The organism is Streptomyces boetiae (assembly GCF_031845405.1).
Lineage (GTDB): Bacteria > Actinomycetota > Actinomycetes > Streptomycetales > Streptomycetaceae > Streptomyces > Streptomyces boetiae.
On sequence record NZ_JAVREN010000006.1, the window covers coordinates 1 to 21,588 of the forward strand.

The 21,588-nt window shown below is 74.3% G+C and carries 16 protein-coding genes, 3 pseudogenes and 1 riboswitch; of the genes and pseudogenes, 11 read left to right on the forward strand and 8 right to left on the reverse strand.

Going from position 1 to position 21,588, the window contains the following annotated elements; all coding sequences use genetic code 11:
* Positions 1-1,029, forward strand: a 1,029-nt coding sequence (locus RM780_RS05655; protein WP_311629381.1) for a short-chain fatty acyl-CoA regulator family protein, incomplete at its 5' end; no start/stop codon positions are given.
* A gap of 384 nt (positions 1,030-1,413) precedes the next feature.
* Here the strand turns inward: RM780_RS05655 and RM780_RS05660 are convergent.
* Both RM780_RS05660 and RM780_RS05665 read right to left on the reverse strand, forming a co-directional pair.
* The gene (locus RM780_RS05660; protein ID WP_394812890.1) at positions 1,414-2,469 is read right to left on the reverse strand and encodes a ribonucleotide-diphosphate reductase subunit beta; all 1,056 of its coding nucleotides are present in this window, start codon (positions 2,467-2,469) and stop codon (positions 1,414-1,416) included.
* Positions 2,460-4,859: a ribonucleoside-diphosphate reductase subunit alpha gene (locus RM780_RS05665; RefSeq protein ID WP_394812891.1), complete on the reverse strand. Its 2,400-nt coding sequence runs from the start codon at positions 4,857-4,859 to the stop codon at positions 2,460-2,462. The genes RM780_RS05660 and RM780_RS05665 overlap by 10 nt, the downstream gene beginning before the upstream one ends.
* Before the next feature lie 165 nt (positions 4,860-5,024).
* A riboswitch (cobalamin riboswitch) is annotated at positions 5,025-5,109 on the reverse strand.
* 124 nt (positions 5,110-5,233) lie between these two features.
* On the opposite strand from RM780_RS05665, the pseudogene RM780_RS05670 reads away from it, so the two are divergent.
* From RM780_RS05670 to RM780_RS05695, 6 genes and pseudogenes are all read left to right on the forward strand, one after another.
* Positions 5,234-5,347, forward strand: a pseudogene (locus RM780_RS05670) (DNA-binding response regulator); the annotation flags it as partial.
* A 116-nt stretch (positions 5,348-5,463) separates the two neighbouring features.
* Positions 5,464-5,964, forward strand: coding sequence for a hypothetical protein (locus RM780_RS05675; RefSeq protein WP_311629382.1), 501 nt, complete (start codon positions 5,464-5,466; stop codon positions 5,962-5,964).
* 293 nt (positions 5,965-6,257) lie between these two features.
* The gene (locus RM780_RS05680) at positions 6,258-7,658 is read left to right on the forward strand and encodes a lipase family protein (RefSeq protein ID WP_311629383.1); all 1,401 of its coding nucleotides are present in this window, start codon (positions 6,258-6,260) and stop codon (positions 7,656-7,658) included.
* 108 nt (positions 7,659-7,766) lie between these two features.
* Positions 7,767-8,603, forward strand: a pseudogene (locus tag RM780_RS05685) (RtcB family protein); the annotation flags it as partial.
* A gap of 198 nt (positions 8,604-8,801) precedes the next feature.
* Positions 8,802-9,317 (forward strand): annotated as a pseudogene (locus tag RM780_RS05690) (LAGLIDADG family homing endonuclease); the annotation flags it as partial.
* Between the two features lie 72 nt (positions 9,318-9,389).
* A complete protein-coding gene (locus tag RM780_RS05695) occupies positions 9,390-9,989 on the forward strand; it encodes an RtcB family protein (RefSeq protein WP_311629551.1) in 600 nt (199 codons plus the stop codon).
* A gap of 66 nt (positions 9,990-10,055) precedes the next feature.
* Here the strand turns inward: RM780_RS05695 and RM780_RS05700 are convergent, their stop codons facing one another.
* Positions 10,056-11,066 (reverse strand): GlxA family transcriptional regulator, encoded by a 1,011-nt coding sequence (locus RM780_RS05700; protein ID WP_311629384.1) that lies wholly within the window; start codon positions 11,064-11,066, stop codon positions 10,056-10,058.
* Positions 11,067-11,199: 133 nt separating this feature from the next.
* Between RM780_RS05700 and RM780_RS05705 the strand changes: the two genes are divergently transcribed.
* Together RM780_RS05705 and RM780_RS05710 are read left to right on the forward strand one after the other, a co-directional pair.
* Positions 11,200-12,135 (forward strand): NAD-dependent epimerase/dehydratase family protein, encoded by a 936-nt coding sequence (locus RM780_RS05705; RefSeq protein ID WP_311629385.1) that lies wholly within the window; start codon positions 11,200-11,202, stop codon positions 12,133-12,135.
* A gap of 101 nt (positions 12,136-12,236) precedes the next feature.
* Positions 12,237-13,139: an NAD-dependent epimerase/dehydratase family protein gene (locus RM780_RS05710; RefSeq protein WP_311629386.1), complete on the forward strand. Its 903-nt coding sequence runs from the start codon at positions 12,237-12,239 to the stop codon at positions 13,137-13,139.
* 19 nt (positions 13,140-13,158) lie between these two features.
* Here RM780_RS05710 and RM780_RS05715 read toward each other — a convergent pair whose 3' ends face one another.
* Positions 13,159-13,749: a dTDP-4-dehydrorhamnose 3,5-epimerase family protein gene (locus RM780_RS05715; protein WP_311629387.1), complete on the reverse strand. Its 591-nt coding sequence runs from the start codon at positions 13,747-13,749 to the stop codon at positions 13,159-13,161.
* A gap of 5 nt (positions 13,750-13,754) precedes the next feature.
* A complete protein-coding gene (gene rfbD / locus RM780_RS05720; protein ID WP_311629388.1) occupies positions 13,755-14,720 on the reverse strand; it encodes a dTDP-4-dehydrorhamnose reductase in 966 nt (321 codons plus the stop codon).
* Positions 14,721-15,164: 444 nt separating this feature from the next.
* On the opposite strand from rfbD, the gene RM780_RS05725 reads away from it, so the two are divergent.
* Complete coding sequence (locus RM780_RS05725; protein WP_311629389.1) at positions 15,165-16,364, forward strand: cytochrome P450; 1,200 nt, start codon at positions 15,165-15,167, stop codon at positions 16,362-16,364.
* A gap of 115 nt (positions 16,365-16,479) precedes the next feature.
* On the opposite strand, the gene fabV is transcribed toward RM780_RS05725, so the two are convergent.
* The 3 genes from fabV to RM780_RS05740 form a co-directional block, all read right to left on the reverse strand.
* On the reverse strand, positions 16,480-17,697 hold the full coding sequence (fabV, locus tag RM780_RS05730) for an enoyl-[acyl-carrier-protein] reductase FabV (protein ID WP_311629390.1): 1,218 nt from the start codon (positions 17,695-17,697) through the stop codon (positions 16,480-16,482).
* 203 nt (positions 17,698-17,900) lie between these two features.
* Positions 17,901-18,608 carry a GntR family transcriptional regulator gene (locus tag RM780_RS05735; RefSeq protein WP_311629391.1) on the reverse strand — a complete coding sequence of 236 codons (708 nt, stop codon included), beginning with the start codon at positions 18,606-18,608 and terminating at the stop codon, positions 17,901-17,903.
* Between the two features lie 120 nt (positions 18,609-18,728).
* A complete protein-coding gene (locus tag RM780_RS05740; protein ID WP_311629392.1) occupies positions 18,729-19,760 on the reverse strand; it encodes a M29 family metallopeptidase in 1,032 nt (343 codons plus the stop codon).
* A gap of 429 nt (positions 19,761-20,189) precedes the next feature.
* Here RM780_RS05740 and RM780_RS05745 point away from each other — a divergent pair, with 429 nt between their 5' ends.
* Positions 20,190-21,584 carry a UbiD family decarboxylase gene (locus RM780_RS05745; RefSeq protein WP_311629393.1) on the forward strand — a complete coding sequence of 465 codons (1,395 nt, stop codon included), beginning with the start codon at positions 20,190-20,192 and terminating at the stop codon, positions 21,582-21,584.
* Positions 21,585-21,588: the final 4 nt, after the last annotated feature.

The following is a 21,588-nucleotide window of genomic DNA, read 5'->3' on the forward strand; positions in this document are numbered from 1 at the left end:
CACCCGCCCGCCCCCGCGGCTCCCCGTTCCCCCCACGAGGAGATCCGCGACTTCTTCTACCGCCGCCAGAACTACCTGCACGACGCGGACACCGCCGCCGAGGCCCTGGCCGCCGGGACCGGCATCCGCCCCGGCGAGATCCTGCGCGCCCTTGCCGACCGGCTGTCCGAGCGCCACGGGGTGCGCCTGGTCACCGGCCCCACCGGCCGCGCCGACGAGGCGCACCGCTTCGATCCCTCCGGCCGTATCCTGCACCTCTCGCCCCTGCTGCGCCCCGGGCAGCGGGCGTTCCGCATGGCGACCCAGCTCGCGCTGCTGGAGTACGACGCGGAGCTGTCCCGGCTCGCCGCCGAGGACTTCGAGCCGGGCACCGGCACCTGGTCCCTCACCCGCGTCGCCCTCGCCAACTACCTGGCCGCCGCGCTGATCCTGCCCTACCGCGAGTTCCACGCCACCGCCGAGGAGCTGCGCTACGACATCGAACGCCTCGCCGACCGCTACGGCGTCGGCTACGAGACCGTCTGCCACCGCCTGTCCACCCTGCAACGCCCGCGGCTGCGCGGCGTGCCCTTCTCCTTCGTCCGCGTGGACCGCGCCGGGAACATGTCCAAGCGGCAGTCCGCCACCGACTTCCACTTCTCCCGCGCCGGCGGCACCTGCCCGCTGTGGAACGTCTACGAGGCGTTCGCCGCCCCCGGCCAGGTCCACGTGCAGATCGCCGCGATGCCGGACGGGCGCCGGTACCTGTGGACCGCCCGCACCGTCACCCGCAACCGCGGGGGCTGGCGGCGGCCGGGCCGGACGTTCGCCGTCGGCCTGGGCTGCGAGATCCGCCACGCCGCCCGCCTCGTCTACTCCGACGGCCTGGACCTGGCCAACACCGCCGCCGACACCCCCATCGGCATGGGCTGCCGGGTGTGCGAGCGCCTCGACTGCGCCCAGCGCGCCGCCCCGCCGCTGGGCCGCGCCCTGGCCACCGACGAACACACCAGCACCTTCGTCCCCTTCCCCCTCGCCGACGACCGCTGACCGCCCCGTCCTGCGCGGCGTCCACGGTCCTCTTCGCAGCCCTCTTCGCAACCTTGGGCAAGGGCGGGGCGAAGATTCGCGGAGGCTGGCGCCGCTCCATGGTTGATGGCATCCAGTGCCGCAGGCACAGTCTCCCCACGGCCCCCGACGCTCCCGCGGCCCCCGCCGCGAGCACCCGCTGAAGGAACGCCGCCGGCAGGCCATGCGCCTGGCCGAGGGCGCCCGGCTCGACTGGGGTCGTCACCCCCGCCAGAGACCTGTCCCGGGGCAGGACTCGCCGCCAACCGCGCGGCGCTCGCCTCCCGCGCGGGCCCGCCCGTCACCCGCGCCCCAGCGGGCCCACCTCCGCCTGACCCGGGCACCCGGCCCCGGAGAGGCCGTTCCTCAGAACTCGTCGTCGAAGGTCACCGAGCCCTCGACCGCGACCTGGTAGGCGGAGACGCGGCGCTCGAAGAAGTTGGTCAGCTCCTCGACGTTCTGCAGCTCCATGAAGCCGAAGGGATTGCGCGAGCCGTAGCGCCGGGGCAGGCCCAGCCGGGCCAGGCGCTGGTCGGCCACGCACTCCAGGTACTGCCGCATGGAGTCGGTGTTCATCCCCGGCAGCCCGTCCCCGCACAGGTCGCGGGCGAACTGCAGCTCCGCCTCGACGGCTTCCTCCAGCATGGCGGTCACCTGCCGTCCCAGATCCTCGTCGAACAGGCCGGGCTCCTCGGCGCGCACGGTGTCCACCACCTGGAAGGCGAAGTCCATGTGCATCGACTCGTCGCGGAAGACCCAGTTGGTGCCCGTGGCTAGGCCGTGCAGCAGGCCGCGGGAGCGGAACCAGTACACGTAGGCGAAGGCGCCGTAGAAGAACAGTCCCTCGATGCAGGCGGCGAAGCAGACCAGGTTCAGCAGGAAGCGGCGCCGGTCCTCGCGGGTGCGCAGCGCGTCCAGTTCCTCCACCGCGCTCATCCACCGGAAGCAGAACTGTGCCTTCTCCCGGATGGAGGGGATGTTCTCCACGGCGGCGAACGCGGCGGAGCGGTCCTCGGGATCGGGCAGGTAGGTGTCCAGCAGCGTCAGGTAGAACTGGACGTGCACGGCCTCCTCGAAGAGCTGTCGCGAGAGGTAGAGCCGGGCCTCGGGCGCGTTGATGTGCTTATAGAGGGTGAGCACCAGGTTGTTCGCCACGATGGAGTCGCCCGTGGCGAAGAAGGCCACCAGGCGCCCCAGCAGGTGGCGTTCCCCCTCGCTCAGCCGCGCCAGGTCGGCCACGTCCGCGTGCAGGTCCACCTCCTCGACGGTCCAGGTGTTCTTGATGGCGTTGCGGTAGTGCTCGTAGAAGGCCGGGTAGCGCATCGGGCGCAGCGTCAGCTCGAAGCCGGGGTCGAGGATGTGCGGCGTCCGGGCGCCGGTCCGGCCGGTCGTTCCGGGAGCGGGCTGGGCGGTCACTGGCATGCCTCGCAGGTCTCGGGGTTCCCCAGGGAGCAGGCGACGGCCTGTTCCGGGACGGCCTGCTCGGGAGCGGCCCGTCCGGGACCGGCTCGCTCGGGAACGGCCGCGGCACCGGCCGCGCGGGCGATCCGGGTGGCCGGGCGCGAGCGCAGGTAGTACGTGGTCTTCAGGCCGGCGCGCCAGGCGTAGGCGTACATCGAGCTGAGCTTGCCGATCGTCGGCGTTGCCATGAAGAGGTTCAGCGACTGGCTCTGGTCGAGGTAGGGCGTGCGGGCGGCGGCCAGGTCGATCAGGGCTCGCTGCGGCAGCTCCCAGGCCGTCCGGTACAGCCGCCGGATCTCCCCCGGCAGCCCGGGGACCTCCTGGACCGAGCCGCCGTGCTCACGCAGTGCCTCGCGCAGCTCCTCCGTCCAGCCGCCCGCCGCCTTCAGGTCGGCGACGAGGTAGGGGTTGACCTGGAGGAACTCCCCGCTGAGCGTCTCGCGCTTGAAGAGGTTGGAGACCTGCGGCTCGATGCACTCGTACACCCCGGCGATCGAGGCGATGGTCGCGGTCGGGGCAATGGCCAGCAGCAGCGCGTTCCGCAGGCCGTCACGCGCGACCAGCTCCCGCACCCGCCCCCACTCTTCCGCCCAGTGCGGGACCGCCCCGGGGAAGTGGTCGGGGTGCAGCGTCCCGCGGGCGGCGCGGGTCTCGGCGCAGGCGGGGTGCGGGCCCAGGCGAGCGGCCAGCTCGGCGCTCGTGCGGTAGGCCGCCAGCGCGATCCGCTCCGCGATCAGCGTCGACAGCCGCCGCGCCTCCTCGGAGTCGAACGGCAGCCGCAGCCGGAAGAACACGTCCTGGAGGCCCATCACGCCCAGGCCCACCGGGCGCCAGCGGGCGTTGGAGGCGGCGGCCTGCGGCGTGGGGTAGAAGTTGATGTCCACCACCCGGTCCAGGAATGTCACCGCCGTCCCGACCGTGGCCTCCAGGCGGGCCCAGTCCATCGCCTCCTCCGGGGCGCCGGCGCGGGCGCCCTCGGCCAGGTGCGCGGCGAGGTTGACGGAGCCGAGGTTGCACACGGCCGTCTCGCCGTCGTCCGTGACCTCCAGGATCTCCGTGCAGAGGTTGGAGGAGTGGATCGTGCGGCCGGGCAGCGCGGTCTGGTTGGCCGTGCGGTTGGCGGCGTCCTTGAACGTCATCCACCCGTTGCCGGTCTGCGCCAGGGTCCGCATCATCCGGGCGTACAGCGCGCGGGCCGGGAGGGTGCGCACGGCCTTGCCCGCTGCCTCGGCCGCCGCGTAGGCCGCCTCGAACTCCTCGCCCCACAGGTCGGTCAGCTCGGGCACGTCGGACGGGGAGAACAGCGACCACTCCTCGTCCGCCTCCACCCGCCGCATGAAGGCGTCCGGGATCCAGTGCGCGAGGTTGAGGTTGTGCGTGCGCCGCGCCTCCTCGCCCGTGGAGTCCCGCAGTTCGAGGAACTCCTCGATATCCGCGTGCCAGGTCTCCAGGTACACGCAGGCCGCGCCCTTGCGCCGCCCGCCCTGGTTGACCGCCGCCACCGAGGCGTCCAGCGTCCGCAGGAACGGCACGATGCCGTTCGACAGGCCGTTCGTCCCCCGGATCAGCGAGCCGCGCGAGCGCACCCGGCTGTAGGACAGGCCGATGCCGCCCGCGTGCTTGGACAGCCGCGCGACCTGGGCGTACCGCTCGTAGATCGAGTCCAGCTCGTCCAGCGGCGAGTCCAGCAGGTAGCAGGAGGACATCTGAGGGTGCCGTGTCCCGGAGTTGAACAGCGTCGGCGAGGAGGGCAGGTACTCCAGGCGGCTCATCGGGCCGTACAGCCGCGCCACGTCGGCCACGTCCGCCGCGCCGTCGCCCGTCCGCAGCCCGCAGGCCACCCGCAGCAGGAAGTGCTGCGGCCGTTCGGTCACCCGCCGGGTCACCGGGTGGCGCAGCAGGTAGCGGGAGTGGACCGTGCGCAGGCCGAAGTACTCGAAACGGTCGTCCCCGCGCGGGTCGATCAGCGCCTCCAGCGCCTCGGCGTGCGCGGCCACGAACGCCGCTGTGCCCGCGCCGACCAGCCCCTCGCGGTGGCCCAGCGCGATGGAGGAGGCGAAGTCGCCCACGCCCTCGCCGGCCGCCTCCTCGGCGATGCCCCGGGCCAGCAGCCGGGCGGCCAGCCGTGAGTAGCCCGGGTCCTCCGCGATGAGCGAGGCGGCGGCTTCGACCGCGAGCTCCCGCAGCTCCGCCTCGTCCGCCTCCGCGCTGCGCCCCCGCGCGACCGCGGCGGCGACCCGCCCGGCGTCCACGCCCGGCAGGTCCGCGCACAGGCTCTCCAGGGGCGGGAGCGGGGCAGCGGCCGGGCCTGCGGGCGGCCGGAACGGCGGGGTCGTGATGGTGACGCTCACGTGTACTCCTCCACGGAATGACCGAGGGCCCGGGCCGCGCCGGGGAGGAGTGGGGGCGTGCCGGGGCGGGGCGCGCGGCGGCGCCCGGCGGCGGCGTCCCCGGCCCACCCGCGAGGCCCGGACGTACGGCGCCGCGGGGCCGTTGCCCCGGGCGCACCGCCGGCAGGTACTCGGACTCGCGGCCCGTCCGCGCGCACGCGGGCAGGCCGCTCACCGTTGCGGGGCAGTCCCGGAATCGCACCGGGTTCCCCTGCGTCGGCAGCGGGACGAGCATACATCTTGGGGGTGGGTCGCGTGCGTGACCCCACATCTAGTGGTCCGCGTCCGGCCGCCCGGCGAGTCGCCGCCACCCTCCGCCCGCCGCCGGACGGGCCGTCGCGGAACAGACCGTCGAGACGCACGGAGGCCGCGTCCTCGGCGAGCTCGGCCTGCACGACCGCGCCCAGGCCCTGGTCACGGCCTACGAGTCCGGCCTCGTCAGCCCGGGCCCCCGACCGCCCCGGGTCCCCTCCCGTCAACAGGTCTTGACGGGCGCGTCCCCTTCGTCAAGGCTTCTTGACGGGCGGCGGGGCGCCGTTCGAGCGGGCGAGGAGAGGGCCGGGGCATGAGCTGGGTGCTGGAGGGCTTCGGCCTGTACGGGCACGAGGGCACGATGGCCGCCCTGCTGGAGGACGGCTCCGAGATCCCGTACGCCGAGGCCGGGCCGCGCGAGGCGACCCGGGTGCGGGCCGTCTGTTCCTGCGGCTGGCGCGACGTCGAGGACCACCCGGCCGTCCCCGGGGACCTCCGCGCGACCGAGGGGCGCGGCAGCGACGACACCCCGCACGCCGCCTGGGAGGCGCACGCGGCGGGCGTCCTGCTGGAGTCCCTGTCCGAACTCGACGAGGCCGTGCGGACGGTGGACTGGTACCTGGACCGCCTCGCGGACTCCCGCCCCATGGTCACGCTGGCCGCCGCCTCCCGCCTGGAGGCCATGATCCAGCGCGTCCTGCCCCGCGCGGCGGCCCGCGCCCGCATGCAGGACGCCACCTGGGAGGACATCGGCCGCGTCATGGGCCGCTCCCGCCAGGCCGCGCACCAGCGCCTGCGCAAGTACACCGCCTGAACGCCCGCCCCGGGCACGCCGGTGCAATGCCCGCGCCGGGCACGGCCGTTCAACGTCCACGCCGGGCACTGCGTTGGACGCCCCGACCGGCCCCGCCCCGTCCGTGCCCGCCCCGGCTGCTCCGGAAGTGAGCAACGCGCCCGCCGCCGCGCCCCGCCTCGTCATCCGGTGCGGCTCACCCCGAGGAGCCCGGCTTTGCCGACCCGTGAATTACTGACCGGTTACTTACCGGCCCTCCCGGGTGCTTCACTTCCCTCACCCCGCCCCCCTCGGCCGGAGCCAAGGAGACCCCGATGACCACCGCACCCACTCCCACTCCCGCCCGCGGCGGCGGCCGTACCCGCGGGTCTGCGCGGCGCCGACTGGCCTGCGCGCTGGCCGTGGTGGCGAGCGTCGGCGCGGGAGTGGCGTTCCTCCCGGCCCCCGCCTCCGGCGCCCCCGAGCGCCCCGCCGCGCAGGCCGACGCGCCCGGAGTCCCCGCGTTCTACGACCCGCCCGCCACGCTGCCCGCCGCCGACGGCGCCCTGGTGCGCACCGAGCCCCTCACCCTCGGCCTCCGGCTCCCGGGCCTCAACGGCCGCGCCCTGCCCGGCACCGCGACCCGCCTGATGTACAAGTCCACGGACTCGCGCGGCCGTCCGATGGCCGTGACCGGCGCCTACATCGAGCCCGCCGCGGACTGGGACGGCCCCGGCCCGCGCCCCCTGGTGGCCCTCGCCCCCGGCACCATGGGGCAGGGCGACCAGTGCGCGGCCTCCCTCGCCCTGGAGAACCCCTTCGACCTCGACATCCTCGGCGGCACCGTCTCCGTCGGCTACGAGAACATCGCCGTCTACCGCCTGCTCGCGGAGGGCATCGCCGTCGTCGTCACCGACTACGCCGGCCTGGGCACCCCCGACCGCGTCCACACCTACGTCAACCGCGTCGACGAGGGCCACGCCGTGCTCGACGCCGTCCGCGCCGCCCGCGCCGTCGAGGGCGCCTCCGTCACCGCCGCCTCGCCCGTGGGCCTCTACGGCTACAGCCAGGGCGGCGGCGCCACCGCCGCGGCGGCCGAGCTCCAGCCCTCCTACGCCCCCGAACTCGCCCTCGCCGGCGTCTACTCCGGGGCCCCGCCCGCCGACCTCGCCGCCGTCCTGGAAGGCGTCGACGGCAGCGCCCTGGCCTCCGCCATCGGCTGGACCGTCAACGGGGCCGCCGAGTCCGACCCCGCCCTCCTGCCCCTCATCGAGGAGAACCTCAACGACGCCGGGCGCGAGGCCCTGGCCGAGAGCGCGGAGATGTGCGTCGGCGACGGGATGCTCGCCCACGGCTTCACCGAGTCCACCGAGTGGACCGCCACCGGCGAGACCGTCGGCGGACTCGTCGCCCGCGAGCCCGCCGCCCGCGCCTTCCTCGCCGCGCAGCGCCTCGGCCGCGCCCGCCCGGCCGTTCCCGTCCGCGTGGCCACCGGCGTGGCCGACGACACCGTCCCGCACGCCCAGGCCAGGCGCCTGGCCGTCGACTGGTGCGCGCGCGGCGCCGACGTCACCTACGTGCCCGTCCGCCTGCCCAACCTCGGCGACGGCCTCGTCCTCACCAACCACTTCCTGCCCCTGATCGCGGACCAGGGCGACGCGCTGGCCTGGCTGACCGACCGTCTCGAAGGCGAGCCCGCCGCCCCCAACTGCGCCGCGCTGCCCCGCCTGCCCTGAGCCGCCCCCGGCACCGACCCCCGCCCGGCGCGGGGGAAAACGCGTTGCCGCCCCACCCTCCCCCCGACACCATGAGTGACCGAAGGTCGTCTACGGGGGAGGGACCCGATGCACACCGAACTGCCCGGCGCCCGCGTGCCGATCCGGATGTGGGCCGACCCGGCCGAGGTCGAGGACGCCGCGCTGCGCCAGTTGCACAACGTCACCACCCTGCCCTGGGTGCGCGGCCTGGCCGTGATGCCGGACGTGCACTTCGGCAAGGGCGCCACGGTCGGCTCGGTCATCGCGATGGAGGGGGCGGTGTGCCCCGCGGCGGTGGGCGTGGACATCGGCTGCGGCATGTCCGCGGTCCGCACCTCGCTCACCGCCGAGGACCTGCCCGAGGACCTGTCGCGGCTGCGCTCGCGCATCGAGCGGGCCATCCCGGCCGGGCGCGGGATGCACGAGGAGCCGGTCAGCCCCGCGCGCCTGCACGGCTTCGCCACCGCCGGGTGGGGGGCGTTCTGGGACCGGTTCGACGGGGTGGCCGACGCGGTCTCCTTCCGCCGGGAGCGGGCAGAGAAGCAGATGGGCTCGCTCGGCTCGGGCAACCACTTCGTCGAGGTCTGCCTCGACACCGAGGGCGCCGTGTGGCTGATGCTCCACTCCGGCTCGCGCAACATCGGCAAGGAGCTGGCCGAGCACCACATCGGCGTCGCCCGGAAGCTCCCCCACAACCAGGGCCTGATCGACCGCGACCTGGCCGTCTTCGTCACCGGCACCCCCCAGATGGACGCCTACCGCCACGACCTCTTCTGGGCCCAGGAGTACGCCCGCCACAACCGCGCCGTGATGATGTCCCTCCTGAAGAACGCCGTCCGCCAGGAGTTCGCCGGGGCCGGCCCCCGCTTCGGCGAGGAGATCTCGTGCTTCGCGGGAGAGACCGAAGTCCTCACCCGTCAGGGTGTCCGGCCGATTCGCGACCTGGCGGGCGCGTGGCACGAACTGCTCACCACCGGCGGCGAGTGGGTGAAGGCGCCGGTCGAATCGTTCGGCGAGCAGCCGCTGTACGAGGTCGTCGTCGGGCGATTCGGCAAGGAGAAGGTCATCCGCGCGACGGCCGAGCACCGCTGGCTGCTCCGCGCCAAGACCAAGCACAACCGCATGGAGGCGATCACGCGCGAACTCCGGGTCGGCGACAGGCTCGACTACGCGTTCCCGCACCGTGTCAGCGGCCTCAGCCCGGCGCCCTCGGGTGTCGCCCGCGGCTTCGTGTTCGGCGACGGGACCGCTCGCCCCGGAGGCGGGCGCGCCTGTGCGCTGTTCTACGGCGACAAGGACGCGGCCCTGTTGCCCTGCTTCCAGGGCGTGGGCGGCACGCTGCTCACCTACTACTACCGGTACGACGCGGCCACGGGCGTCAAGCGGCACGTGCCGCCCGCCGAGGTGACCCCCGAGCGGCTCGCGACGGGGGAGGTCAGGCCCTACCGGCGACTCGACGGCCTCCCTCGCGAGTGGAAGACGGAGTGCCCCTCGCTCGCCAGCGACGAAGGCGAGCTCTACGGCTGGCTGGCCGGTTACTTCGCGGCGGATGGCGAGGTCGGCAAGACCGGCAGGCCCGCGATCTGGTCGGCGAGCCGGGAGAACCTGGAGTTCTTCAAGGCCGCCTGCGACACGCTGGGCATCTGGACACTGCCGATCCGGTCCAGGGTGCGGCGCGGCTCCGCCCGGGAGGCCCGGGCCATGTATGTCATGGGCATCTCCCGCGCAGACCTGACAGCGGAGTTCTTCCTCCACGAGGAGCACCGCATCCGGTGGGCCGCGCACCGCGACGCCGTCGAACGCCGTGGGTGGACCGTTCGTGCGGTCCGCCGGACCGGCGCCGTCGAGGAAGTCTTCTGCGCCGTCGTGGACGGCACGCACGCCTTCACGCTGGCCGACAACATCCTCACGGGGAACTGCCACCACAACTATGTGGCCGAGGAGAGCTACGACGGGATGGACCTGCTCGTCACGCGGAAGGGGGCGATCCGGGCCGGGGAGGGGGAGCTGGGGATCATCCCGGGGTCGATGGGGACCGCCTCGTACATCGTGCGGGGTCTTGGCAGCACGGCCTCCTTCCGGTCGGCCTCGCACGGGGCCGGGCGGCGGATGAGCCGGGCGGCGGCGAAGCGGCGGTTCACGGAAGCCGACCTGGCCGAGCAGACGCGGGGCGTGGAGTGCCGCAAGGACGCCGGGGTGGTGGACGAGATCCCGGCCGCCTATAAGCCGATCGAGCAGGTCATCGACCGGCAGCGGGACCTGGTCGAGGTCGTGGCGCGGCTGCGGCAGGTGGTCTGCGTCAAGGGCTGAAGGCGGCCCGGGCGCGCGGCGCGGAGCGGGTGAACGCCCCTCCCGCGCCGCCGCGTCGGGCTCCCGTCAGGGCGTGGCCGGGACCCGGGCGTGGGCGGCGCGCCAGGCGCGGGGCGTCAGGCCGGTGCGGCGGGCCAGGTGGCGGCGCAGGGAGTCGGCCGTGCCGATGCCGCTGCGGTGGGCGACGTGCTCCATCGTCAGGTCCGTGCGCTCCAGCAGCTCCTGCGCCCGGTCCAGCCGGGCCTCCAGCAGCCATTGCAAAGGGCTGAGCCCGGTCTCGGCGCGGAAGCGGCGGGTGAGGGTCCGGACGCTGGTGCGCGCGTGGCGGGCCAGGTCGGGCAACGCCAGCGGCCGGTCCAGCCGCCCCAGCGCCCACTCCCGGGTCGCGGCCAGGGACAGGCCCCGCTCCTCGGGCAGCGGGGCCTGCACCACCTGGGCCTGACCGCCCGGCCGGACCGGGGCGGCGATCAGCCGCCGGGCGGCCTCGGCGGCGACGGCCGCGCCCAGGTCGTTGCGGATCAGGTGCAGGCACAGGTCCACCCCGGCCGAGCCGCCGGCCGAGGTCAGCACCTGCCCGTCGTCCACGAAGAGCACGTCGCCGACCAGGTCCACGTCGGGGTAGCGCCGGCGGAAGACGTCGCTGTACTCCCAGTACGTGGTCGCCGCGCGCCCGTCCAGCAGGCCGGCCTCGGCCAGCACGAAGGAGCCGGAGCAGATCGAGGCGATCCGCCGGCCCGCGGCGGCGGCCTCGCGCAGCGCGTTCAGGACCCGCCGGTCGGTGCTCTCGGGCCGCCAGATGCCGGTGACGAGGACGGTGTCCGCCTCCGCGACCTCGTCCAGGCCGTGCGGCAGCACCACGTCGAGGCCGCCCAGGCCCCGCACGGTCCCGGGCCGCGCGGTGCAGACCCGCACGTCGTAGGCGGGGTGCCCGTCCACGCGCAGCTCGCCCAGGACCAGGCCGGGGATGGACAGGTCGAACGTCGTCAGCGGCGGCACGGCGACCACGGCCACCCGGTGCGGGGCGGGCGGGGCCGAGGGGGCGGGCTCGTCGGTTCCGTCCCCGGTGCGGTGCGGCATGGCCCGATCCTCCGGTTCTTCGGCACGTGGACCCCTGTCGGGTCCCACCGGCCCAACGCAGGCTGAGGCGTCGGTTCTTCCCGGCGCCCTCGCCCGAGGCGCGAGGCCCACCCCTTCCCCCAGGAGCACACCCATGCCCACTCATGTCGTCATCGGTGCCGGTCCCGTCGGCTCCGCGGTCGCCCGCCTGCTGGCCGCATCCGGCGAGCGGGTCCGCGTGATCACCCGCGGCGGGAGCGGACCGGACCTCCCCGGGGTCGAGCGCGTCGCCGCCGACGCCACGGACGCCGACCGGCTGAGCGGCCTGACGGCCGGGGCCGCCACGGTGTTCCACTGCGCGATGCCGCCCTACGACCGCTGGCCCGAGCTGTTCCCGCCGCTGTCGGAGGCGGTGCTGGCCGCGGCGGCGAGCGCCGGGGCCCGGTACCTGCTGCTGGGCAACGTCTACGGCTACGGGCCGGTGGACGGCCCGCTGACCGAGGACCTGCCGCTGGCGGCCGTCACCCGCAAGGGCCGGGTGCGGGCCGCGATGTGGCGGGAGGCGCTGGCCGCGCACGAGGCCGGGCGGGTCCTGGCCGCGGAGGTCCGGGGCAGCGACTACCTCGGCCGGGGCGCGGGCTCGCTGTTCAACCTGACGGTCGCCCCGGCCGTTCTCGCCGGGGAGCCGGCCGCCTACCCGGCGGATCTGGACGCGCCGCACGCCTGGACGTACACGGGCGACGCCGCCGCCACGCTGGTGGCGGTGGCCCGCGCGGGGGAGGGGGCGTTCGGCCGGGCCTGGCACGTGCCCTCGGCCTCGGACCTCCCGGCCCGGGAGCTGACCGCCCGGCTGGCCGGGGTGAGCGGCGCGCCCGCGCCGCGGCTGCGCGCGATGCCCGAGGAGGAGCTGGAGCGGCTGGGCGCGACGGATTCCGTGATCGCCGAGCTGCCCGAGATGGCCTACCTCTACCGCCGCCCGCTGGAGGTGGACGCGGGCGCGGCCGAGCGGGAGCTGGGCGTGGGGGCCACGCCCCTGGAGCGGGTGCTGGAGGAGACGGCCGCGGGCCACCGGGAGGCGGCGGCCCGGTGAGCCCGGCGTTTGACAAAGCTTGCGCACGGCGTCAATCTTGAATCGCAATAATAGGCGTGTGCAAGTAAATGAGATGCTGGAGGGGCCGGATGAAGGTCTTCGTGACAGGTGCGACCGGATACATCGGGGGGACGGTCGTCGTCCGGCTCCTCAAGGAGGGGCACGCCGTCGCCGGGCTCACCCGCGGCGGGCCCAAGGCCGAGGCTCTGGCCGCCCTCGGCGCCGAGCCGGTCCTCGGCACCCTGGACGATGCTGAGCTGCTGACGGAGCGGGCCCGCGCCGCGGACGCCGTGATCAACGCGGCCGACAGCGACCACCGCGGCGCGGTCGAGGCGCTGATCGCCGGGCTGGCCGGCTCGGGCAAGCCCTTCGTGCACACCAGCGGCTCCAGCATCGTCAGCGACGGCGCCGGGGGACGGGCCACCGAGGCCGTGTTCACCGACGCGGACGTCACCCCCGGCTCGGCCTGGACGCCCCTGCCGGACAAGGCGGAGCGGGTGGCCGTCGACCGCCTGGCTCTGGGCGCGGCCGAGTCCGGCGTCCGCGCGGCCGTGCTGTGCCCCACCCTCATCTACGGCCACGGCCGCGGCCCCAGCCGCGACAGCATCCAGATCCCCGCCCTGGTCCGCCAGGCCAGGGCCGACGGCGTCGTGCGCCACGCAGGCCCGGGGCAGAACGTCTGGTCCCACGCCCACGTGGACGACCTCGCCGAGCTCTACCTGCTGGCCCTCGAACGCGCCCTGCCCGGGGCGTTCTTCTTCGTGGAGAACGGCGAGGAGTCCTTCGGCGCGCTCACCGCCGCCCTCGCCAAGGCCCTGGGCCTGCCCGGCCCCGAGCCCTGGGGCATCGAGGAGGCCGTCGCCGCCTGGGGCAGCGGCATGGCCCTGCACGGGCTGGCCTCCAACTGCCGCGTGCGCGGCTCGGCCCGCGAGGCCCTGGGCTGGTCCCCGCGCCACGCCTCCGTCACCGACTGGATCGCGGAGCAGGGACCCGCCGTGGCCTGATCCGGCGTCAGGCCGGAGATCAGGCCAGGTTCTTGCGGAACGCGGCGCACTCCTCGTACGACGGCAGCAGCCCCTCGCGTTCGGCCGCCGCCAGCGTGGGCGCCCCGGCGTCCTTAGGGGAGAGCAGCGGTTCGATGTCCGCGGGCCAGGCGATGCCCAGGTCGGGGTCCACCGGGTTGATCCCGTGCTCGCGGCCGGGGGAGTACCCCTCGGAGCACAGGTACACGACGGTGGCCTCGTCCGTCAGCGCGAAGAACGCGTGGCCCAGGCCCTCGGAGAGGTACACCGCGTCGTGGTCGGCGTCGTCCAGCCGGACCAGCTCCCACTGCCCGAAGGTCGGGGAGCCGGTCCTGATGTCCACGACCGCGTCCAGGACCGCGCCGCGCACGCAGCGCACGTACTTCGCCTGGCCGGGCGGCACGTCCGCGAAGTGGATGCCGCGCAGGGTGCCGCGGCGGGAGACCGAGCAGTTGGCCTGCGCCAGCGCCAGGCCGTGGCCCGTCGCGGCGCGGAAGTCCCCGCCGCGGAACCACTCGTGGAAGGAGCCCCTCTCGTCCGGGAAGACCCGCGGCCTGGTCACCCAGGCCCCCTCGATGGACAGCGCTCGCATCGTCCTCAACCCCTCCTGACGTCCTCGTGGCCGACTGCCGTGCCGGCCGCGCCCGTTGATCCGGCCATGTCCGCCCCGGCCATGTCCGTCCGGGAACGGCCCTCCGCCCGCAGCAGCGCCGGGAACGCCGCGGCCAGCGCCTGACGCCACGGCCGTATCGCCTCCCCGGCTCCCCAGCGCCCGTGCCCCAGCACGCTGTACGCCGGGCGCGGGGCGGGCCGCACGTAGGCGGCGCTGGTGGTGGGCCGCACCCGCTCCGGGTCGGCGCCCAGCAGCCGGAAGATCTCCCGGGCGAAGCCGCACCACGTGGTCTCCCCGCCGCTGGTGCCGTGGTAGATCCCGGCGGGAACGTCCTTGGCGGCGGCTGCCTCGCCCAGCCGCGCCAGGAGGGCGGCGAGATCCGCGGACCAGGTGGGCTGCCCCCGCTGGTCGTCCACCACCTCCAGCGTGGGCCGCTCCCGCTCCAGGCGGATCATCGTGCGCGCGAAGTTGGGCCCGCCCGCCCCGTAGAGCCAGGCGGTGCGGACCACGAACCCGGCCTCGGGCAGGATCTCGCGCACCGCCAGCTCGCCCGCCAGCTTGGTGCGGCCGTAGACGCTGCGCGGCGCCGTGGGGGCGTCCTCGGCGTAGGGCGAGTCGGCCTCGCCCGCGAACACGTAGTCCGTGGAGACCTGGAGCAGCACCGCGCCCTCCTCCCGGCACGCTTCCGCCAGGCGGCGCGGGCCCTCGGCGTTGGCCCGCGCGGCCTCCTCGGGCCGCGCCTCGGCCTCGTCGACGGCCGTCCAGGCCGCGCAGTTGACCACCACGGCCGGGCGCGTCTCGCGCAGGGCCGCGTGCACGGCGGCGCGGTCGGCGATGTCCAGGGCCCTGCGGTCCAGGCCCCGCGCGCGGTGGCCGTCCGCGGCCAGGCGGGCCAGGACGTCCCGCCCGAGCATGCCGCCGGCGCCCGTGACCAGCCAGCCGCCGCTCACGCCTCGCTCCCGCGGGGAATTCCGCGCCCCTTCTCCGCCTTCCGCGCTCTTCCGGCTCTTTCCGCTGTTCTCGCCTTTTTCCCCGAAGCCGGGAAATCCGGGCGGACTCGGCGGGCCGGCGGCCGGGCCGCCGGAGAGAAACGGGTCATGGGTGAAGCCCTCCCAGCGATTTCGGCCGGCGGTGACGGCGCCTCCGCTCCGCAACGATGCCAGTGCCGGGGCCCGCCCCGCGAATCCCCTAGCCCCCTGCTTTCGGGGCAGGTGGGCCCCTACTCACCTCCTATGGGCCGGGTAGGGGTTGCCCGCCCCGGTCCTGACGGGAGGATGGAAAGCACCTGCCGAATTCTCCGCCGGGAGCCCGGACGGCGGACGGCGAGGCAGGTGGTCGCGGCAGATCCCGCGGGCCCCGGGAAAGCCCGGAGAAAACGCAGAAAGGTGAATCACATGACGGTGGACACGGACCTGCCGCAGCTCCCGTTCCGCCGCTCCGGCCTTCTGGAGATCGCCCCCGAGTACGCGCGGCTGCGAGAGCGCGCGCCCCTGGTGAGGGTGCGCACGGAGGCCGGCGACCTCGCCTGGCTGGCCACCCGCTACCACACCGTGCGGCAGCTCTTCGCCGACGAGCGCCTCGGGCGTTCGCACCCGGACCCTTCGAGCGCGCCGCGCGTCTCGGGATCGCTCCTCTTCGGCGGCCCCACCGGGGACTTCGACACCGAGCCGGAGCTGAACCGCCTGCATCGCGAGGTGCTGGCCCCGGCGTTCTCGGCCCGCCGGGCGCGCCTGGTCGCCGGGCACGTCCGCGCGCTCGCCACCGGCATGATCGACCGCCTCGCCCAGCGGCAGCCCCCGGTCGACCTGCACGAGCACCTGTCGTTCCCGCTGCCCGTCATCGCCATCTGCGAGCTGCTGGGCGTCCCCGTGGCCGAACGCGACCTCTTCCGCCTGTGGTCGGCGCGCTTCGCCGGCCTGGTGGACCCGGCGGACGCCGCGGGCGCCGTGATGGCGATGCAGCACCACATGCGCGAACTCGTCGGTGAGAAGCGGTCGCACCCGGGGGACGACCTGGTCAGCGACCTCATCGCCGCCGCCGAGGGCCACCCGCTGCTGACCGACGACGAGATCGCGGACATCGCGGTGCACCTGCTGCTCGGCGGGCACGAGAACACCGTCGCCCGCATCGACCACGGCACCCTCCTGCTGCTGCGCCACCCCGAGCAGCGCGAGGCGCTGCGCCGCCACCCCGCGCTGGTGGAGGCGGCCGTCGAGGAGATCCTGCGGGTGAGCGTCCCCGTGGAGGACCACTTCCCGCGCTGGGCGCGCGCCGACATCGAGGTGGGCGAGGTGACGATCCGGGCCGGCGAGGCCGTGCTGCTCTCGCCGAGCGTCGCCAACATGGACGAGAGCGTCTACCCCGAGCCGGAGCGCTTCGACATCTTCCGCACCCCGGCGCCCCCGCAGACCGGCTCCGGGCAGGGTTTCGCCCCCACCGTGGGCGCGGCGCTGGCCCGGATGGAGCTGCGGGCCATCTTCTCCCTCCTCTTCCAGCGCCTTCCCGGCCTGCGGACGGCCGTGCCGCTCGCGGAGCTGCGCGGCGAGGAGGAGCGCGGGACCGGCGGCCTGAAGTGGCTGCCCGTCACCTGGTGACTCCCCGGGGGACCCCGCCCTGCGGCCGTCACCGGCGGCTGCGGTGGGTCCCGGGGCGGCCCGAGGCCGGTCCGTGCGGGGGGGAGCCCGCACGGACCACCGGCCCGGCCCGGCGTCAGGCGCCGGGCCAGGGCACGGCCGTCTCGACCGGCCTGTCGTAGTCGATCCCCGGCACGGCGAAGCCGTACAGGCGGCGGACCTCGCCCAGGAACCAGTCCACGTCGGCCAGTTCGGCGATGGACTCGGTCGTGGCCAGCTCCCAGCGGCGGGTGACAGCGGCCTGCACCTCCTCCTCCAGCTCCCAGGTGTCCAGGCGCACCCGGCCCTCCCCGTCCACGGGCAGCGGGGCGGCCCCGGTCAGGTCGTCCCACAGCGCGGAGAGCTGCGCGGCCGGCGGCACCAGGCCCTCCCCGAGAACGCCCCGCAGCAGGCCGGTGTACAGCGCGATGCCCGGGATCGCGGTGGAGGACTGGGTGACCGCGGCGCCGTTGACGGAGGTGAACGCCCGGCCGCCGACCAGCTTTTCCAGCCGCTCGTGGAGGATTCCGGCCGTGGCCTCCAGGTGGGCCTTGGCCGCGCCGATGGTGCCCTGCCGGTACAGCGCCGCCGTCAGGGGCGAGCCGATGTAGGTGAGCGCGACGGTGGCGAAGCCCTCGGCCAGCAGGCCGCGCCCGGCCAGGTGCGCGATCCACCGCTCCCAGTCGGCGCCGCCCATGACGTTGACGGTCTGCTCCACGTCGTCGCCCTGGGCGGCGGCGGCCTCCACCTCGCGGACCACGGGCACGTCCCCGTCCTCGAAGAGGAGGGTCTTGGTGCGGTGCGGCCCGCCCACGGGCTTGAGCACGGAGGAGTACGTCGCGCCCGTGTCGGGGTCGGTGCGCCGGGGCGCGGCCACCGAGTACACCAGGTGGTGCAGCCGCCCGCCGAAGCGCTCCTCGATCAGGGTGGCCACCCGCTCCTTGAGGTCGTCGCCGAAGGCGTCGCCGTTGAGGAAGACCATCTCTTGTCCGGCCTGCCCGGCCTGGCGGGCCAGTTCGGCCGTCGCCGCCGTCCGGTACCAGCCGGCCGTGCCGGTGCGCCGCCCCGTGGGCTCCTTCTCGAAGCAGACCGCGACGCCGCGGATGCCCGCCCGCCGCAGGCCCGCGACGGTGGCCGCGAGGCCGTAGCCGGCGGAGGAACCGATGATCAGGGCCACCGGGCGTTCGGCCTCGGGGGCGGGCGCGGCGGCGGGAACGGCCTGCCACATGTCCTCCACCACCCGTCGGCAGCCCGCGGGGTGGGCGTCGACGTAGAGAAAACCGCGATGACGGGGCGCGACGACGCGTTCGCTCACGAGGTCAGTCCTCCTGGGGCCGGTCCGGGCTCGCGCGGCGGCCCGGCGGCCACCGCACCCGCAAGTCTGGGGCCCGCCGCGACCCCCCAGGACCCTTCCCGGGCACAACAAAGCCCCCTGGCCCTTGGAGCGTTCCCACCAAGACGGTCGGCCCCGGGACAGGGCGGGCGGGGACCGCCGGTCCCGCGCGGGGGGCCGGCGGCTCAGGCCACGAAGCCGAAGCCCCGCAGCGCTGCCTCGCGGCCGTGGGCCACGTGCATCCGGGTCAGGCCCACCGCGCCGACCACGTCGCCGTGCTCGTAGCAGCGCACCAGCTCGGCGTGCTCGCGGTGGGCCTGCTGACGGCGGTCGCCCTGGGCGGAGATGTTGATGAACCGCTCGCAGGCGTGCCAGATCATCCGCGTGGTGCGCTGGAGCAGGCCGGGCCCCAGGGCGCGGAAGACCTCGAAGTGCAGCGCCCGGTGCGCCTCCAGGTACCTCTCGGGGTCGGCCTCGGCCGACAGCGCCTCCAGTCGCTCCAGGTGGGGCCGCATCCGGGCGGCCGTCTCCTCCGGGGCGGCGGCAGCGCAGCGTTCGGCGGCCATGGCCTCCAGGTACTCCAGCATGCGGTAGCCCTCCTCGACGTCCTGGCGCCGGACCTCGGTGACCACCGCTCCCTTCCAGGGGTAGATCTCGGTCAGGCCCTCCGCCAGCAGCTCGCGGAACGCCTCGCGCACCGGCACGCGGCTCATCGACAGCTCGGTGGCCAGCACGTCGACCCGCAGCTTCGTCCCGGCGGGGAGCCGGCCCAGGACGATGCGCTTCCGGATCTCCTCCACCGCGATGTCGGTCATCGTCTCCTGGGTGGCGACCGCCTCCGTGTCGGTGCGGGAGGAGTCTGCCGCCTGGTCGGTCTTCTTCACGTTGGTCATGGTCGCATGGGCCGGCCGTCCGCCCGGCCGGGCCTTCGCAGTCCTCGGAAGGGGGTGGGAGGCCCGGCGGCGGGGGCGGCGTGCCGCCCGCCGCCGGGCCCGTCGGCGGGCGCGGCGGGGTCAGCCGCGCGGGCGCATCTCCTCGATGACGAGGTCGCCGGTGTCGATGACCTGGCGGTCGTCGAGGAAGAGGGAGCAGCCGCGCATCGGGATGTCCAGGTGGCAGGGGGAGTCGTTGGAGCCGCCCAGCTCCTGGTTGGGGCCGGTGGCGAAGAGGACGTTGCCGTAGAACGCCCGGCCCTCCTGGCCGATGCCGCGGGTGTCCATCTTCAGGCAGGACCACAGGGCCTTCTCGTTCAGGCCCCAGCCGATGTGCGAGATCGCGTAGCCGTTGGGGTCGTTGAACTGGGCCATGTAGTCCTTCATCAGCTCCGCGTCGAGGTCGCCGCGGATGTCGGTGATCATCCCCTCCTCGATCCGGATGTCGATGGGCGTGCGGATGTAGTCCTTGAAGGGGTAGACGATCGTGCCCGGGGCCAGCACCACCCGGCCGTTGACGCCGGTCTCGTGGGCGCCGGTGAAGACGAAGCCCGAGGGCCAGTGGTCCCAGCCGCCGGGCTTGTCGCTGTAACCGGTCTGCGCGATCACGGGGTACTTGCCCAGCTCGTAGGTGACATCCGTGCCGGACTCGTGGGTGATGCGCAGGTTCCTGGCGCCGCGCAGCAACTCGCCCGCGAACTCCGTGCGTTCGCCCAGCTCCCGGGTCGGCAGCAGCCGGGTCAGCACGTCCTCCGGCTCCACGGCCAGGATGATGCGGGTGCCGGAGGCCTGGATCTCCAGCTGTTCCTTGGAGAACAGCAGGAAGACCAGATCCACGACGATGTCGGCCTCCTTCAGGGCGGCCATCGCCGGCCCGTGGCCCTCCAGGGGCGTGGTCCCCACCTTCCAGCCGCCGCCGCCCTTGCCGCGGCTGGCGGGGACGCGGACGTGGTAGGGCAGCGCGCCCAGGCTCTTGGCGGCGGCCATGAAGGCGTTGGCGTACCCCAGGCGCTCCTCGTCGGCGTCGCTCGTCAGGATCGCCACCGACTCTCCCTCGTGCACTCCGCAGAGCTTCAGCTCCTCACGGCAGGTGGCGATGAAGTCCCAGCTCATTTCGGGTTCCTCCAGTCAGTGTTCGTCTGCGCGGTCCGGATGCCGGAGTCTAGAAGTTAATTAAATCTGAGGCAAGGGGTTGGCGAGAGCGTCCGGGGTGAGGGATGCTGGGTGACGTTTCCGCAGGTCATAGGGGGTCGATGTTTCTCCGAGGTGAAGTCTCGCGGCAACCTCTTGACAGGAAGATATGAAAAAGACAGCATGATGCCTCCCCGTAGCCCGCAGTGAGCCAGGTCACATTCCGGTGTCGTCCTGGGTCTTCGCGGGGTCGGGGCGAGGTGGTTCGGTGGTAGGACGTCTCACGCGGACGTAACAAACGCCGCCTCGCTCGTTCATCAGCGTCCGATGGAGTGTCCGGGCCCCGCCGCACCGCGGCGGCCCGGCCGCCCGGTGCTCGCCCGGGCCACGAGAAGCAGGAGCGCACGCCCCATGGCCAAAGACCTCAGAGACTTCCTCGCCACGCTGGAGGCCGAGGCGCCGGACGACCTGCTGCGCGTCGCCAAGCCCGTCGTCCCCCAGGAGTTCGACTGCACCGCGATCCTGGAGAAGCTCGATCGCCGGGGCCGCCGCCCCCTGGTGGTCTTCGAGTCCCCCACGGACGTGGCCGGCCGCCCCTCCCCGGTCCCCGTGGTCATGAACGTCTTCGCCACCCGGGAACGCTGCGCGCGGGCGCTCGGCGCGGACCCGGCCCGCCCCGGCATGGAGCTGGCCCTGGAGTTCGCCCGCCTGGGCCGCCACCCCCTGCCGCCCGTGACCGTGCCCCCCGGGGCGGCCCCCGCGCAGGAGGTCGTCCACACCGGCCAGGACGTGGACACCTCCCGGCTGCCCATCGTCACCCACTCCGAGGGCGACTACGGCCCCTGCCTGACCATGACCCTCATCGTCCGCGACCCCGAGTCCGGCGCCTACAACGTCGCCTTCATCAAGGCGTTCTACGACTTCGACTCCCCCCGGCGGCTGCGGATCACCATCCACTCCCCGGACTCCCTGCGGGCACTGAAGCACTACGAGGACCGCGGCCTGCCGATGCCGATCGTCGCCGTCCTCGGGCACCACCCGGCGTTCTACCTCGGCAGCATGGGCCTGACCTCCTACCAGAACGACGACTACGCCACCATCGGCGCCTACCTCGGGGAGCCGCTGCGCCTGGTGCCCTCCCGCACCTGGGGCGAGGAGTTCGTGGTCCCGGCCGACGCGGAGATCCTCATCGAGGGCACCGTCCCGCCCGGCGTCCGCGAGATCTGCGACCCCTTCGGCGACATCACCCGCCAGTACCAGGCGCAGACCCTGCGCCCCGTCATGGACGTCACCGCGATCACCCACCGCGAAGAGCCTTTGCTCCAGGACGTCTTCGCCGGGCACCGCGACCACATGACCGTCGGGCAGATCCCCAAGGAGGGGTCCCTGTTCAACACCCTGACCGACCGCTTCGGCTCCATGGTCAAGGCCGTGCACCTGCCCTACTCGGGCTGCGGCCGGCTGGCCTGCTACGTCGCCGTCGAGAAGTCCAAGGAGGGCCAGGGCAAGGCGGTCGCCCTGGCCGCGCTCCAGGAGTCCTTCACCTTCCAGACCGTCGTCGTGGTCGACGCGGCCATCGACGTCTTCGACGAGGAGGACGTCCTGTGGGCCGTGATGGTCTACACCGACCCCTCCCGCGACGTGGACCTCGTCCACAACATGCCGACGCTCTTCACCACGGCCATGGGCACGCGCAAGGTCCTCATCGACGCCACGCGCCCCCTGGACCGCGCCATGCCGGAGCAGAACCGCATCCCGGCCGAGGCCCTGAACAGGGTCCGGCTGGAGGACTACATCGAGGAGTGACACC

Excerpts from the sequence above, each read along its gene's own strand:
- RM780_RS05660 (WP_394812890.1), bottom strand. The coding sequence starts at position 2,469 with ATGCCAGTGACCGCCCAGCCCGCTCCCGGAACGACCGGCCGGACCGGC.
- RM780_RS05675 (WP_311629382.1), top strand. The coding sequence starts at position 5,464 with ATGAGCTGGGTGCTGGAGGGCTTCGGCCTGTACGGGCACGAGGGCACG.
- RM780_RS05680 (WP_311629383.1), top strand. The coding sequence starts at position 6,258 with ATGACCACCGCACCCACTCCCACTCCCGCCCGCGGCGGCGGCCGTACC.
- RM780_RS05695 (WP_311629551.1), top strand. The coding sequence starts at position 9,390 with ATGGGCATCTCCCGCGCAGACCTGACAGCGGAGTTCTTCCTCCACGAG.
- RM780_RS05700 (WP_311629384.1), bottom strand. The coding sequence starts at position 11,066 with ATGCCGCACCGCACCGGGGACGGAACCGACGAGCCCGCCCCCTCGGCC.
- RM780_RS05705 (WP_311629385.1), top strand. The coding sequence starts at position 11,200 with ATGCCCACTCATGTCGTCATCGGTGCCGGTCCCGTCGGCTCCGCGGTC.
- RM780_RS05715 (WP_311629387.1), bottom strand. The coding sequence starts at position 13,749 with ATGCGAGCGCTGTCCATCGAGGGGGCCTGGGTGACCAGGCCGCGGGTC.
- RM780_RS05725 (WP_311629389.1), top strand. The coding sequence starts at position 15,165 with ATGACGGTGGACACGGACCTGCCGCAGCTCCCGTTCCGCCGCTCCGGC.
- RM780_RS05735 (WP_311629391.1), bottom strand. The coding sequence starts at position 18,608 with ATGACCAACGTGAAGAAGACCGACCAGGCGGCAGACTCCTCCCGCACC.
- RM780_RS05740 (WP_311629392.1), bottom strand. The coding sequence starts at position 19,760 with ATGAGCTGGGACTTCATCGCCACCTGCCGTGAGGAGCTGAAGCTCTGC.
- RM780_RS05745 (WP_311629393.1), top strand. The coding sequence starts at position 20,190 with ATGGCCAAAGACCTCAGAGACTTCCTCGCCACGCTGGAGGCCGAGGCG.